We start from the raw sequence: 14241 nt of genomic DNA on the forward strand, positions 1-14241 counted from the left end.
TGTCGCCGACACGCGGTCCAGCTGCCCGTTCGGCCCCCGCCGCCGGTGTGCAATGAACCTCGTGACTGGCAGACGAGCGGCTCGGGACCATGACGAGCGTCCCACCGGGCCGACGGTCGACGACGAGCCCGGCAGGGCGTCCGAGGCGTCCCGGGGCGGCGCGGTCGCGCCCCAACCCCGCCCGGTGCCCGCCGCCGACCCGGCCGCCGCTCCCCGTCCGGACCCCGCGCCGAGCCCGGTGCCACAGCCGGGCGCCGCGCCGAGCCCGGTGCCACAGCCGGGCGCCGCGCCGAGTCCCGCGCCACGCGCCGGTGCCGGGTCGCGGCCGAGCCCCACCCCCCGGCCGCCGACGCCGACCCCGGCGCGCCCCAGCCCGACGGCGCCCACGCCCAGCCCGGCCCGGCCGCACCCGCCGGGCCCGGCCGCCGAGCGGCCACCGGCCGGCTCGTCCGCCGAGCGGCCACCGGCCGGCCCGGCCGCCGAGACGGCGGCGGCCGGGAGCGCGACGCCCGCCGCTGTCGAACTGGGTCAGGCGGCGACGGCCGAGCTGGAGCCGACCACCGGGGCGCCGGTGGACGCGGTGCCGCGCCGGGTGCCGGTCCGTCAGCAGAGCCGCGGCCGGGACGCGTACCGCTCCGACGGGACGGAGCCGCCGGACGACGGCGGCGCCTTCTGGGCGCCGATCGAGGAGGTGCACTGGGACGGCACCCCGGTCCGGGAGGACCCCGCTCCCGGGCCCCGCACCCCGGCGACGGGTCGTCGCGCCACCGCACGGACGGCGGTACCGCCCGACCCACTGGTCGGATTGACCGTGCTGGTGCTGTTGAGCCTGGTCACCGCCTTCTTCGCCTGGGTCAGCGCGGGACCGTTCTGGCTCGCCGTCGGGCACGCGCGCGACGGCACCGTGGTGATCGACTCCTGTGCCGGCGGTGGGCTCACCCAGCGTTGCCGGGGGATCTTCACGGCGGACGGGGGACGGTTCCTGGCGCACGGCGTACGCGTCAGCGGCGTACCCGCCGGGGGTGGCGCTCCCGGGACCGCGCACCGGGCCCGGATGACCGGACCGGCCGGCAGCACCGCGTACGCCGACACCGGCGCGAGCCGGCACCTGCGCTGGCTGCCCGGGTTGGTGGTGGTGCTCGGCTGCGCCGCCGGCATCGTCCGGTGGACCGGGTCGGCCCGGCTGCCCGGCCGGCGACACCGCCGGTGGGCGGTGGCCGCTGCGCTCGCCGGCCCGACGCTGATCACCCTCGGCTTCCTGGCCGCCGCCTGGTGAGCGCGGCGGCGGGTCAGCTGTGCACGATCGTGTAGACCTCGCGGCGGCGTAGGGCGTACTCGGTGGCGACATCGGTGATGGCGTCCCGGCGGGACCGTCCGGCGGCCTCCCGCTCGGCGACCGCGGCGCGCAGGGTCTCGTCGTCGGGGCGTTCCGCGGCGGTCACCGGCGCGCCGGCCACCACCAGGGTGATCTCCCCGCGCGGCTCGGTCTCCGCGGCCCAGCGGGCCAGCTCACCGAGCGGACGACGGAGGACCTCCTCGTACGTCTTGGTCAGCTCCCGGCAGAGCGCGGCCGGCCGGTCCGCGCCGAACGTGTAGGCCAGGTCGGTGAGCGCCGCGCCGATCCGGTGCGGCGCCTCGAAGAAGACGAGGGTGCGCTCCTCGGCGGCGAGCGCGCGCAGGCGGGACCGGCGGGCGCCGCCGGCCCGGGGGAGGAACCCCTCGAAGCAGAACCGGTCGCAGGGCAGCCCGGAGACGGCGAGGGCGGTGGTCACCGCGCTGGGCCCGGGGGCGACGGTGACCGGCGCGCCAGCGTCCAGCGCGGCCCGGACCAGTCGATATCCCGGGTCGGAGACGCTCGGCATGCCGCCGTCGGTCACCAGCGCCACCGCGTACCCACCGAGGATGACCTCGACGAGTTCGGGTGTACGCCGTTCCTCGTTGCCCTCGAAGTAGGAGACGATGCGGCCTCCGACGGTGATGTCGAGGTCGCGGGCCAGCCGGGTGAGGCGGCGGGTGTCCTCGGCGGCCACCACGTCGGCGCTCGCCAGCACCTCGCGGAACCGGACCGAGGCGTCGGCGGGGTTGCCGAGCGGGGCGCCGAGCAGGATCAGGCGTCCAGCTTCGGACATTTCACCCACGACATCGTCTCCTTCATTGACAGCGGATACCGGTATCAGGGACGACGGGCGCCACAGGACACCCTGGCAGCCTACGATCGCCGGGTGACGAGTGCGTCGACAGCGCAGAGCCCGAGCGTCGAGCCGGCAGGAACGGTCGAGGTTTCCGGCGAGCCCAGCCCCCATCAGGAAGCGGCGACGCCGCCTGCCGACAGCGGAGGTGCGTCCGCCGCGGTCCGTCGCCGGTTCGCCACCGTCGACAGCCGGATGGACCCGTACTCGTGGCTGGCCACCGCCGTGGTGGTGGCCATCGCGGCGATCCTGCGCTTCGTCGGCCTGTCCAGCCCCAAGGGCAAGATCTTCGACGAAACGTACTACGCCAAGGACGCGTACGGGCTGATCAGCCGGGGCGTCGAATGGAACTATAAGGACAACGTCCCGTCGTACGTGGTGCATCCGCCACTGGGCAAGTGGCTGATCGGCATCGGCGAGTGGGCCTTCGGCTATCAGGACGCGGATTCGAAGGTGTCTGTCGGCGGGCACCTGTTCACCGCCGCGCCGGAGTTCGGCTGGCGGTTCTCGGCGGCCCTGATCGGCACGCTGTCGGTGCTGCTGCTGGTCCGCATCGGCCGGCGACTGTTCCGCTCGACGGTGCTCGGCTGCGCGGCCGGCCTGCTGCTCGCGTTGGACGGTTTCCACCTGGTGCTGTCCCGCGCCGCGCTGCTCGACATCTTCCTGCTGTTCTTCGTGCTGGCGGCCTTCGGCGCGCTGGTGCTCGACCGGGACGCCCGGCGTCGGCGCTGGGCACGCGCGCTTGACGACGGCCTCGACCCCAGCCTGCCCGGCCGTGCGGGCCGACCGTCGACCGGTTGGCGGACGTGGCCGTGGTGGCGGCTGGCCGCCGGGGTGCTGATCGGCTGCGCCTGCGCGGTCAAGTGGAGCGCGCTCTACTTCGTGCCGGTGTTCGCCCTCTTCGTGGTCCTCTGGGAGGTCGGGCTCCGCCGGTCGGCCGGCGTCCGCCGGCCCTGGCGGGACACCCTGCTCGACGAGGTGCCCTGGCTGGTGCTGGCGGGGGTGCTGATGGTCGGCACCTACCTGGCGACCTGGTCGGGGTGGTTGCTGAGCGACGACGGCTACTACCGGCTGGCGACGTCGTCGGCGTACCCGACGGGGTCACTCAGCGACACGCCTGTCATCGGCCCGCTGGTCAACCTCTACGAGTACCACCGCGCCGCGTACGGTTTCCACGCCCAGCTCGACGACCCGCACAAGTACCAGTCGTGGCCGTGGCAGTGGCTGCTGCTCGGCCGCCCGGTCGCCTTCCACTGGTCGGGGGACGGCGCCTGCGGCGCACCGACCTGCGCCTCGGAGATCCTGCTGCTGGGCACTCCGCTGCTGTGGTGGTCGTTCCTGCCCGCTCTGGTGGCGCTCGTCTGGTTGGGCATCGCCCGTCGGGACTGGCGGGCCGGCGCGATCCTGCTCACCGTGGCCGCGGGTCTGCTGCCCTGGTTCTGGTTCGCCCTCGACGGCCGGACGATGTTCTCGTTCTACGCGGCCCCGGCGCTGCCCTTCCTGGTACTCGCCGTGGTGTACGTGCTGGGCGCGTTGATCGCCCCGGCCGGGGGTGACGTGGGTGAGACGAAAACCCTGGTGCCCGGCGACGCCGGCTACGAACGACGGTTGGTGGGCAGCATCGCGGCCGGGGCGTACGTGCTGCTGGTGGGGCTGTGCTTCGCCTACTTCTACCCGATCTTCGTGGGCAAACTGATCCCGTACTCGGACTGGCTGGCCCGGATGTGGCTCGACGGTCGCTGGATATAAGCACCGGCAGGCGACGCGCCGCACAGCGCGAAGGACATCGGGCCCGCACGCGTGACGCGTGCGGGCCCGATGCTTGCCTGCGAAGTTCCAGACAAAGAAGTTCCAGACAAAGACGTTCCAGACAAAGACGCGCGCCCCGATCGCCTGCCACGGGGGAAGCGGGCGATTGGGGCGCGCATGAAGAGCTTAACCACCGCGCGCCACCGGCACAACGGGTCAACTTGGGTCGGATTTCCGACCGATTCCGGCCGGGCCGAGGACTATCCTCCGGCCGTTGACCGAGGGTGACCTGACGTGGACCCAGCGCCCTCAAGGGGCGCTTTGGCCGTCCGGAACGACCAACCACCCCGACGGCCATCCAAAGTGGATCTCACTACACTGCGGGCCGTGATCAACTTCAGACGATCGGCGGCCGTCCTTCTCGGACTGTTGGCGACCACCGCGCTGACCGGGCCGGTCCCGGCGGCGGCCGACGAGGAGCAGGTGGCCGAGCCACCCCGGGTTGAGCTGGTGCTCGACGTCAGCGGCTCGATGCGGGCAGCGGACATCGACGGACGCAGCCGGATCTCGGTGGCCCAGCAGGCCTTCAACGACGTGGTGGACGCGCTGCCCGAAGAGACCCAGCTCGGCATCCGGGTGCTCGGCGCGACCTACAAGGGCAAGGACAAGAAGGTCGGCTGCCAGGACACCCAACAGATCGTGCCGGTCGGTCCGGTAGACCGGACCGCGGCCAAGGCAGCGGTGGCGACACTCCGGCCGACCGGGTTCACCCCGGTCGGGCTGGCACTGCGCTCCGCCGCACAGGACCTGGGCACCGGGGCCACCACCCGGCGGATCGTGCTGATCACCGACGGGGAGGACACCTGCGCCCCGCCGGACCCGTGCCAGGTGGCCCGGGAACTGGCCGCGCAGGGCACCAGCCTGGTCGTCGACACGCTCGGCCTCGCACCCGACGAGAAGGTACGCCGGCAGTTGTTGTGCATCGCCGGGGCGACCGGCGGCACGTACACCGCGGCGCAGAGCGCCGACGAGCTGACGGGCCGGATCAAGCAGCTCGTCGAGCGGGCCGGCGACACCCACACCCGGGCGCCGACAGTGGTCGGCGGCACCGACGCCTGCGGGTCCGCGCCGCTGCTCGCCCCCGGGGTGTACGCCGACCGGGAGTCGTTCTCCGAGCACCGCTACTACCGGGTGCCCGTACGCCCGGGTCAGGAGCTGCGCGCGTCGGTAAGCATGGCGCTGGACCGGCCGGTGAACCGGGACTACGGGGTGCTGCTGCGGGCCACCGCGGCGGACGGACGGGAACTGGTGCGGGGCGCGGACGCCGGCAGCGGCCGTGCCGACGTGCTCTCCGCCGGTCTGCGCTGGTCGGCCACGGCGGACGAGGAGGACGCCGCCGACGAGGACGCCGCCGAGGCGAGCCCGACGCCGACCGTCGAGCCCACCACCGTCTGCCTGGTGGTCAGCAACTCGTTCGCCGCACGCCCGGGGACCGCGGCCACGCCCGGCCTGCCGGTGGAGCTGACCATCGACGTGGTCGCCGCCGCCGGCGCCCCGGACGGCCCCGATCTCGGCCGTGGCTGGGTCCTGCTCGCCCTGCTCACCGTTGCGGGCCTGCTCACCGGCCTGGTCGCCGGCCTGCTCACCCGCTGGTGGGTCGCCACCTGGAGGGAGAACTGATGCGTACCGCACTGTTCCGGTCGCTGGCGGCGCTGCTCACCGTCGGCGGGGTCGCGTTACTGCCCGCGGCGGCCGTGGCCGCCCCCACCCCGTCGCCGGGCGCCACTGCCGTGACCCGGGCCGGCACCTCGTTCCTCACCGCCACGCCGATCACCGCCGGTCAGCCGGTACGCGTGGACGCCTCCGTCGGGGACCACCTGTACTGGTCGTTCACCGCGACGGCCGGGCAGGTCCACGAGATCAACGCCACCGTCACCTTCCCGAAGGCCCGCAGCGGCGCCTCCACGTGGACGATCGACGTGTTCGACGGGTTGCGTCGGCGGCAGGCGTGCACCGCCGGGGCACAGACACCGACGGTCGACGGCAAGGCGTCCAGCGTGGCGCTGGGCTGCACGCTGCGCGAGGTCCGTCCCTGGGCGGAACCGTGGTCGGCCGATCCGCTGCCCGGCACGTACGTGGTCCGGCTCTCGGTCACCGACCTGCCCGAGCCGGACCTGGGCGCACCCGTCGACGTGGACCTGCTGGTCGGCGTCGTCACCGACCGGGGCGCCTCAGCCGATGACGGCGAGCTGGCCGCACCGCTGGTGCCGAACACGAAGGCGGGCACGGTGCTCAACGCCGTACCGACGCCGGAGCCGGCGGCCGACGACGAGACCGGCTCGCTGACGGACTGGCTGCCGGATCTCGGCTCGCGCTGGATCTGGACCGGCATCGGCGGCGTGCTCGCCGCGGTGGCCGGGGTGGTCGGCTTCGCTCTGACCCGGCGGCCCCGGCGACCCTGAGTCGGCCGTGTCCGTCGGTGGCCCCGCCCGCCCCGGGCGGGGCCACCGACGGTTCAGCCTCGTCGCGTCCCCCGCGGCAGCCAACCGATGAAACGGTCCTGCAACGACATCACCGGCGCTGCCCGCAAATCCTCGGCGGCGGCGGCGAGACAGGAGCCCAGGTAGACGCTGAGCATCGCGCGGTCCCCCCCGTACTCCGCCAGCAGCCGGTCGCGCTTCGTCGTGCACGGCCACTCGTCGCCGCAGGAGCCGCAGTTCCAGCCCGGGGTCGTCGGTGCGTGGTCGTCGGCCCGACCCCCTGGCCGTTCGGCGCCATCGCTCATCGCAGCTCCTTCAGATGCTCACGGGACTTGGCAGCTCTTGATGGTGGTCCCCCCGGAGCCATCATGGAGAGCGCGACGCGTCCCTCCGGTGTTACATCTTTGCGGTACGTTCTGCGGTCGTGGGAGTCGGAAATTTGACGGTCCAGAGAACGCCTGCTCGCTACCCATCGGTAGGGCTCCGCCGTGCGTGATCTCCTACCGCCAACGGTCGCCGTGGCGGTCGCCGCGCCCGACGACTGGACCGGCGACCTCCTCGACGCGGAGCAGGCGTGTCTCGGCGACCAGGCGGTGCAGACCCGTCGACGGGACTTCACCGCCGGCCGGGTCTGTGCCCGCCGGGCCATGGCCGACCTCGGCCTGCCTGCGGTGGCCGTGCCCAGCGCCGCCAACCGGGCGCCCGTCTGGCCGGCGGGCGTGGTGGGCGCCATCACCCACACCGCCGGCTACTGCGCCGCCGCCGCGGCGCGCGCCACCGACGTGCGGTCCGTCGGTATGGACGCCGAGCAGCACCGCGAGATTGATGCGGGGGTACGCCGACTCGTGCTGCTGCCCGAGGAGGAGGAGCACTACGCGCGACTCCCCTCCGGCATCCGGTGGCCGATCGTGTTCTTCAGCGCCAAGGAGACCGTCTACAAGGTCTGGCACCCGGTCGTCGGGTCCTGGCTGGACTTCCACGACGCCCGGCTGGAGATCGACCCGGACGCCGGCACGTTCACCGCTCGGATCGCGCCGACGCGGATGGACGCGGCGGAGGCCGCCGAGGTCGCGGACCCGCCGAGCACGATCCACGGCCGGTTCGTGGTCGCCGACGGCCTGGTCCGCACCGCTGCCGTCCTCGCACCGCGCTGACCGCCACCATCCATGGTGGTCACCGCGGCGGCCTGCGGAGGCCGTGGGACGCGGGCCGGCGTGCCGACCGGCCGCCCGGCGCCGCGAGGTAGCGTCGGCGCGTTCCCGAACCGCACGTACGAGGCGTCAAGGAGTACGGTGACCCACCCCCAACCCCCCGTCGGACCGCAGGACCTTCAGCAGCCGAGTCCGGAGCCGCTGCTCCCGGCCACACCGCGGCAGTCCGCCGCAGACCCGACGGTTCTGCCGGCGACGCCCAGCCCCTGGTCGACTGCGGGCAGCGAGCCGGTCCCGCCGCCGTACTCCGGCGCCGCGTACCCGCAGGGCGACGGGCCGGGCCATCGGCTCACGATGCCGCCACCCGTCCCGCCGACGACGACGTCGCAGCGGACCGTGGTCGCCGTCGCGGTGACGACGGCCGTGCTCGCCCTGTTGTTCTGCGCCGGCGGCATCGTGGCCGTCGTCATCGGCGCGAAGCACGCCGCCAACGAGGTGACCGAGGCGCTGCCCACCCCCGGCGTCAGCAGCGACGCCGGGCAGCCGGCGGCCGGGGCCATGCCCTCGCCCGTACCATCCGTCGCCGCCGGCAGGGCCCGGAACATGTCCGTCGGGGACACTCTCGTCATCGACGACAACGGCGGCACCGTCGAGATCACCGTGACGAAGTTCCACACCGCCACGAAGCCCTGCAAGACGTACGGCCTGAAGCCCGACGAGGGCATGTTCGTGATCGCGGACGTGACGGTGACGGTGACCAAGGGCACCGGCTCGGCGAACCCGCTCTTCTTCCAGTGGGTCGCCGCCGACGGCACCGAGACCAACGCGGTGACGGGTGCCTTCTCCGGCTGCGGCAAGCCGATCCCGGCCGGCAACGACCTGGCCGCGGGCAGCAGACGTACCGGCAGCGTGGTGTTCGATGTGCACGACACGTCGGGGGTGCTGGAGTACCAGCACCGGTTCGCGACCGCCGGCTCCTGGCGGCCCTGACGTGCTGGTGGGGCCGGCCCGATGATCGGACCGGCCCCACGCGTCCGACAGGTCAGCAGCCGGTCCACCGGACCGGGGTCACCCGGTCGGCGTTCCGGAAGCCGACGATGGCGCCGGTGTCGGCGATGGCCCTCGCGCCGACGTTGCCGCCGCCCGGCAGGACCCGGGAGGTGGCGCCACGGGTGACCAGGGCACCGCCCACCACGACGCCCTTGGCGTTCACGTCGTCGAGCCCGGCCTCCGGGTCGAGGATCACGTGCGACCCGTTGCGGAGGTCCCACCGGACCTTCGCCGGGTTGTCACCGCCGAGCCAGACCTGGCCGATCGCCCAGTGGCCCGCGGCGGCGTTGACCACCGTCGACCCACCACCGGCGACCGCGAGCGGCTTGACCTTGCCGTTCGGGCGGCGGACCCATCCGGTCCAGTCGCCGAAGGGTCCCGCCTGACCGACGACGGTTCCGTTCGGCGTGATGCCGGTCGCCTGGGCGTCGACCGGGGCGTCGAGCACCTCGACCGTCCCCGGCCGGGCGGCCGGCCAGCGCAGGGCGCTGAACTCGCCGGGCACGATGTCGGAGCCGTAGCCGACGATGTCACCCGCGGAGTTGATGGCGGTGACGAAAATGCCGGTGGACGGCGGCACCGGCAACTGCTGGAGCTTGCCGTCGCGGTACGTCCACGGCCGTCCGATGCCGCTCTCCGCCCAGCCGTTGGCGATCACGGTGCCGCTCTCGTTGATGTCGACCGGGTGGAGTCCGTTGCCCGGCGCCACGATCTCGGTGAGCCGCTGCCTGTCCCAGACCAGCAGCAGGTACTGGTTCTCGCTCTCACCGACCCGCAGGGCCGTGCCGGCGACGAAGCGGCCCGACGGGTCGATCGCGCTCGCGTCGGCGCGGTAGGTGTCCGTCGGGTAGGGCAGTGTGCTGATGGCGCAGGCGCTGGCGGTGGTCCTCGCGGGCGCGGCGGTCGCCGTCGAGGACAGGGCGACCCCGAGGGAGGCGGCCAGCAGTCCGGCGGCGGTGCCGGCGAGCATCCTGCGTCGAGCGGTGTACGTCATCTCTTCTCCCCGTGTGAAGCCCGGCGTTCCCGGGCATCGACTTATGCCAGATCCACACCGGAAGACGTCACACGGTTGCGGCCTGTCCGATGAGCGACGTGATCGGTCCTGCCGGCTTGCGGTCTGCTATGGACGGCTGGAGGGCCCTTGCCCGGTATCCGTCGTGGCCTCAGGATCGGACGCGTGATCATCGACCCACGTCCGGGCCGCGCGCTGGACTACCACCTGGTCCTGCCCGCATCGGACGGCCACGACGGGGAGAGCGTTCTCGTCGAGGAGTTCACCCGCCAGGACGACCTCTGCGCCACCGGGCTGCACAGCGCGAGTTGGACACCGAGCGATGGCTGGTGGAGTTCCGCCTCGCTGAGCCGCGGTCTGCGGGCGGACCCCGCCGTACTCGCCCGGGTCGTTCCCGTCGGACGCGCCGAGGCGGCAGACGCCTACCGACGCCTCGGCGGCGGTGACCTCCCGTCCGAGGTCGTGCTGCGGACGTACTTCCGCGACCATCAACCGATCGCGGCGGCCACGCCCCTGCGACTCGGCCCGACCCAGCCGCCGCCGGAGGGCTTTCACGAACGACGCGTGTACCGCGTCCTGTTCGCGAAGGACCTGCGGGCGGAGCAGGTGACGGCCTTGCGAAGCCGCTGGCGCACGACGGGCGGTGGCACCGCCGGATCGGTCGCCGACGGGCGTCACGACAGTGGCGGCGCCCGGTTCACCTGGGACCTGAGACGGGTCAGCCACACACTCGCCTGGGGCCTCGACGTGACGGTCCTGATGCGAGAAGGCGGGGCCCCGGCGGTGCGCGAGACCCTGATGAACCTCACGAACCTGCTGCGGCAGCAGGGGCTGATCACCGTGACGACCGAACGGTTCGCCTAACCGCCGTGCCGATTTTGCAATGATGTACGTCGATGTTGCCAGAGTGGTGCCAGACGTGTTGGAATGGCTCGTATCGCCGCAGCGCGGGGGCAACCGCGCTGGAAACGGCCAGCGCGGGAGCAGCGCAGTGCCGGCAGCGCGCCGATTGGGCAGCCGCTCGCCTGTCGCACAGCCGGGCCATCTCCGTGACGACGGACAGCTCGCCGTTCCCGTCGTCCGCACCCCCGACACATGCCCCCGATGGCCGACGCGCCCGCCGGGGCGTCCGGTCCGGTCCGTGAGGACGCCGGAACCGGCGACGAGGTGAGAGGCAATGATGAGTTCCCCAGAGAGTGCCGCCAGGTGGTACCGCAACCGCCTGGTGTGGGTGGCGGTGATCCTGCTGGCGGTGTCGGCCGGTGCGGTCGTACTGATCAGGCAGGCGAATCAGGACGCGAAGCCGGCGGACCTGCAGGCCCAGATCACCGCCCGGATGCGGACGACGCTCGAACAGGCCGACCCGGGGCAGCACAACCATGCCGGCCACGGCGCCCAGCAGGTGGCCACCGAGGGTAAGCCGCCGGTGATCTGCGGGGTCCGCGTCTACGGGTACGAGCCGACCGACGCCGCCGCGCTGGCCGACGTGCGTACGGTCTACGGCTTCCACCTGTGCGGAGTCGCCGAGAAGAAGCGCCCCTGGGACGTGGCGGTCAAGCTGGCCGGGCCCGTGATCATGGATATGTCGACAAACCCTCCGGGCATCCAGGTGGTGGAGGCGACCGCCGATGTCATGTTCGTCGACCGGCTTCGGCAGATGTTCCCGGACAAGTACGAGGAGTTGGCGCTCAAGGAGGCGTTGACCCAGTCGGAGATGGCCGACCAGCGTCGCCGGTACGACGCCGCAGCCGGCCTCTGAGCACGTTCCCCCGCTCGGTGGTGACCGCTCTGACCACCTCATATCCCATTTTAGATAGATCAGCATTGATATTTAGACACATGGATGTAACAGTGGGTTTGGGAGCGTTCCCACCCGATCACCCCCGAGAACGGAGGATGAACCGTGCGTTCAACCAAGTCCGATCAATCCGGCGGGCGACCCCGGTCAACCGTCCGTCGGTCCCTCCAGGCGCTGGTCCTGCTGTTCGCCATGGTGGCCGGCGCACTGCCCTCGGTCGGCGCGGCCCAGGCACACGGCACCGTCATCAACCCGGCGACTCGCGCCTACCAGTGTTGGAAGACCTGGGGCAACCAGCACACGAACCCGGCCATGCAGCAGCAGGACCCGATGTGCTACCGGGCGTTCCAGGCCAACCCCGACACCATGTGGAACTGGATGAGCCAGCTGCGCGACGGTCTCGGCGGCCAGTTCCAGGCCCGCACCCCGGACGGGCAGCTCTGCAGCAACGCCCTCTCCCGGAACGACTCGCTCAACCAGCCGGGAGCCTGGAAGTCGACCCCCGTCAGCCGCAACCTGACGGTCCAAATGTACGACCAGGCCAGCCACGGCGCTGACTACTTCCAGGTCTACGTCTCGAAGCAGGGGTTCAACCCGGCCACCCAGAAACTCGGGTGGGGCAACCTGGACCTGATCGCGACGACCGGCCGCTACGCGCCGGCGCAGAACATCTCGTTCAACGTCTCGATCCCGTCCTCGCGCAGCGGGAACCACATCCTGTTCGTGATCTGGAAGGCGTCGCACATGGACCAGACGTACATGTGGTGCAGCGACATCACCGTCAGCTGACGGCAGGACTCGACAGCCACCACAGACGTCGAGGGCGGGTTCTCGGTCTCCCGAGAACCCGCCCTCGACCTGCTATCCGCTGGTGGAGCTGAGGGGATTTGAACCCCTGACCCCCTCGATGCGAACGAGGTGCGCTACCAGTCTGCGCCACAGCCCCCCACCGGCGAACCGGCTTCGGTCCCACCCGGCTTGCACCGGGCGGGCCGGCAGCAAGGCTAACAGGTCGGCCGCCTCCACCGCGAATCCGCCCCCGGTGCGCCGCACCGGCCCGTTCCGAGATCCACTCGACGTCCTGGAAACCGGGGCATCCCGGACACTCAGACACCACCCCTTCCCGGAAATCGAGTCGATCAAGCGTCCGACGAGGGCCGCGAGAGCGGGCCAAGCACCCGGGCGAGCGCGGTCACGCGCCGCGGCCGGCCTCGTAGGGGCGGCCGCGCAGGCCACCCGAGCGGCGGTACGAGACCGAGCCGCCGTTGACCGCCGCCGGCAGGTCCGCGGGGCGGTCGAGGCCCATGGCGGCTCGGCGTACCACCTCGCGTTGGGCCGCCAGACGACGCTGCGCCTCCCGGCGGGCCGCCGCGCGACGGGCCTGCTCGCGGCGGACCTCGGCCTGGCGGGCGGCCAACCACGCCGCCTCCCGGGCCCGGGCGCGACGCCGGCGGCGAGCGGCGAGGGCTCGCCTGCGCAGGTGTACGACGTACACGGCCAGCAGCATGAAGGTGACCGAGAAGCCGATCCAGAAGCCGGGGCTGACGAACAGCACGCCGATCAGCTCGACGACGTTGAGCAGCAGCAGCGCGGCGAGCACGCGGCGTCGCCGGTACACGGCGGGGGTGTGCTGCCGGCGCGGCGGACGGCGGCGGGGACGCTTCGCAGCCGGCGGCACGGCGCGCAACCGGCCGGAGCGACGGGCCGCCGGGGGCGCGGAGACCGGTACGGCCAACTTCCCCGTAGTCGCATCTTCGCTGAGGGTGACGACAAGCGAGCGCGGCGGGTGGAGGGGCTGCCGTCCCGGCACAGTGCGACGCCGCCGACGGCGTTGGAGCACCCGCGCCGTCGACTGCGCCCGCTCCGCCACCAGCCGCTCGGTGGCGTCGTACCGGCGAACCAGCGCCGGGGCCAGGGCGAGCAGGCCGGCGGCGGCGAGGACGGCGAGGAGCACCGAGGTCGGCACCCTCACCCCTCCCGTCACCGAATTCGGAGCAACCGCTCCCCGACCGCAGGATCTTCCACCGATCACGCCTGAGCGCGTGGATCATCCGGGCGGTGAGCGCTTGCCGCAGCTTGCAGTTACTTGAGGTTACGGTGAACCGACCGGGATACCGCAGCGCCGCGCCGATCCCGTGCGTGGGACAGTCGTTACCGCGCGGTCGCGCGGATCCGGTGCCAGCGGGCCAGCAGACCGCCCTCGGCGGCGACCTCCTCGCTCGTCATCGCGTATCCGATGTGGTCGCGCCACGCGCCGTCGATGTGCATGTAGCGCACGTGGTACGACTCCTCGCGGAAGCCCAGCTTCTCCACCACCCGCCGCGACGGGCGGTTCTCCGGCCGGATGTTGACCTCGATCCGGTGGAGTCCACCGGGGCCGAACGCGTGGTCGACGGCGAGCGCGAGCGCGGTCGGGATCACACCCTGGCCGGCGACCCGGGCGTCCACCCAGTACCCGACGTATCCGGAGCAGAAGGCGCGGCGCACGATGCTGCCGACGTTGAGGTGCCCGACCAGCCGATCCCGGTCGGCCTCGCGCAGGCAGACCGCGAACGGCATTCCCTCGCCCTCACGGGCCGAGCGCCGCTGGTCGCGGTGCACCCACCGGAACGCGGCCGGCGAGTTCAGCTCGTCCCAACCGCCCGGCAGCGACGACTCCCAGGGGGCCAGCCAGGCCTGGTTGGCCCGGCGTACCTGCGACCAGGCCGCCGCGTCGGAGCGCCGGTACGGGCGCAACAGCACCGGCCCGTCGACCAGCACCGCCGGCCAGCCGGGCGCACGGACCGGTCCGAAGAGACTCACCCGCACAGTC

Annotated in this window: 14 protein-coding genes and 1 tRNA gene; 9 read left to right on the forward strand and 6 right to left on the reverse strand. The window is 72.7% G+C overall.

The features are described from left to right. Positions 1-61 precede the first annotated feature (61 nt). On the forward strand, positions 62-1276 hold the full coding sequence (locus ACIBTX_RS00860; protein ID WP_396831791.1) for a hypothetical protein: 1215 nt from the start codon (positions 62-64) through the stop codon (positions 1274-1276). Between the two features lie 13 nt (positions 1277-1289). Here ACIBTX_RS00860 and rsmI read toward each other — a convergent pair whose 3' ends face one another. Then, positions 1290-2129 carry a 16S rRNA (cytidine(1402)-2'-O)-methyltransferase gene (gene rsmI, locus ACIBTX_RS00865; protein ID WP_396831793.1) on the reverse strand — a complete coding sequence of 280 codons (840 nt, stop codon included), beginning with the start codon at positions 2127-2129 and terminating at the stop codon, positions 1290-1292. Positions 2130-2384: 255 nt separating this feature from the next. On the opposite strand from rsmI, the gene ACIBTX_RS00870 reads away from it, so the two are divergent. The 3 genes from ACIBTX_RS00870 (at position 2385) to ACIBTX_RS00880 (ending at position 6400) form a co-directional block, all read left to right on the forward strand. Beyond that, positions 2385-3938, forward strand: coding sequence for a phospholipid carrier-dependent glycosyltransferase (locus ACIBTX_RS00870; protein ID WP_357124704.1), 1554 nt, complete (start codon positions 2385-2387; stop codon positions 3936-3938). A gap of 387 nt (positions 3939-4325) precedes the next feature. Continuing rightward, positions 4326-5618 carry a VWA domain-containing protein gene (locus ACIBTX_RS00875; protein ID WP_357124528.1) on the forward strand — a complete coding sequence of 431 codons (1293 nt, stop codon included), beginning with the start codon at positions 4326-4328 and terminating at the stop codon, positions 5616-5618. Further along, positions 5618-6400: a peptidase gene (locus ACIBTX_RS00880; protein WP_357171849.1), complete on the forward strand. Its 783-nt coding sequence runs from the start codon at positions 5618-5620 to the stop codon at positions 6398-6400. Before ACIBTX_RS00875 ends, ACIBTX_RS00880 begins: the two co-directional genes overlap by 1 nt. A gap of 53 nt (positions 6401-6453) precedes the next feature. On the opposite strand, the gene ACIBTX_RS00885 is transcribed toward ACIBTX_RS00880, so the two are convergent. Next, positions 6454-6723, reverse strand: a complete 270-nt coding sequence (locus ACIBTX_RS00885) for a hypothetical protein (RefSeq protein ID WP_357124522.1) — start codon at positions 6721-6723, stop codon at positions 6454-6456. A 183-nt stretch (positions 6724-6906) separates the two neighbouring features. Between ACIBTX_RS00885 and ACIBTX_RS00890 the strand changes: the two genes are divergently transcribed. Together ACIBTX_RS00890 and ACIBTX_RS00895 are read left to right on the forward strand one after the other, a co-directional pair. Beyond that, the gene (locus ACIBTX_RS00890; protein ID WP_357171850.1) at positions 6907-7572 is read left to right on the forward strand and encodes a 4'-phosphopantetheinyl transferase superfamily protein; all 666 of its coding nucleotides are present in this window, start codon (positions 6907-6909) and stop codon (positions 7570-7572) included. A gap of 138 nt (positions 7573-7710) precedes the next feature. After that, positions 7711-8559 carry a DUF4352 domain-containing protein gene (locus ACIBTX_RS00895; RefSeq protein WP_357124516.1) on the forward strand — a complete coding sequence of 283 codons (849 nt, stop codon included), beginning with the start codon at positions 7711-7713 and terminating at the stop codon, positions 8557-8559. A gap of 52 nt (positions 8560-8611) precedes the next feature. Here the strand turns inward: ACIBTX_RS00895 and ACIBTX_RS00900 are convergent, their stop codons facing one another. Continuing rightward, on the reverse strand, positions 8612-9613 hold the full coding sequence (locus ACIBTX_RS00900; RefSeq protein WP_396831796.1) for a hypothetical protein: 1002 nt from the start codon (positions 9611-9613) through the stop codon (positions 8612-8614). Between the two features lie 183 nt (positions 9614-9796). On the opposite strand from ACIBTX_RS00900, the gene ACIBTX_RS00905 reads away from it, so the two are divergent. From ACIBTX_RS00905 to ACIBTX_RS00915, 3 genes are all read left to right on the forward strand, one after another. Beyond that, the gene (locus tag ACIBTX_RS00905; protein ID WP_396831798.1) at positions 9797-10495 is read left to right on the forward strand and encodes a hypothetical protein; all 699 of its coding nucleotides are present in this window, start codon (positions 9797-9799) and stop codon (positions 10493-10495) included. Between the two features lie 316 nt (positions 10496-10811). Further along, positions 10812-11390 (forward strand): hypothetical protein, encoded by a 579-nt coding sequence (locus ACIBTX_RS00910; RefSeq protein WP_357124507.1) that lies wholly within the window; start codon positions 10812-10814, stop codon positions 11388-11390. 144 nt (positions 11391-11534) lie between these two features. Next, on the forward strand, positions 11535-12218 hold the full coding sequence (locus tag ACIBTX_RS00915) for a lytic polysaccharide monooxygenase (RefSeq protein ID WP_357124504.1): 684 nt from the start codon (positions 11535-11537) through the stop codon (positions 12216-12218). An 80-nt stretch (positions 12219-12298) separates the two neighbouring features. Here ACIBTX_RS00915 and ACIBTX_RS00920 read toward each other — a convergent pair. The 3 genes from ACIBTX_RS00920 to ACIBTX_RS00930 form a co-directional block, all read right to left on the reverse strand. Next, positions 12299-12375 (reverse strand) — tRNA-Ala (locus ACIBTX_RS00920). A 246-nt stretch (positions 12376-12621) separates the two neighbouring features. Beyond that, positions 12622-13401, reverse strand: a complete 780-nt coding sequence (locus ACIBTX_RS00925; protein WP_357396413.1) for a hypothetical protein — start codon at positions 13399-13401, stop codon at positions 12622-12624. A gap of 179 nt (positions 13402-13580) precedes the next feature. Next, the gene (locus ACIBTX_RS00930; protein WP_355048988.1) at positions 13581-14231 is read right to left on the reverse strand and encodes a GNAT family protein; all 651 of its coding nucleotides are present in this window, start codon (positions 14229-14231) and stop codon (positions 13581-13583) included. Positions 14232-14241: the final 10 nt, after the last annotated feature.

The sequence above is a fragment of the Micromonospora sp. NPDC049359 genome, assembly GCF_044466585.1.
Classification (GTDB): domain Bacteria; phylum Actinomycetota; class Actinomycetes; order Mycobacteriales; family Micromonosporaceae; genus Micromonospora.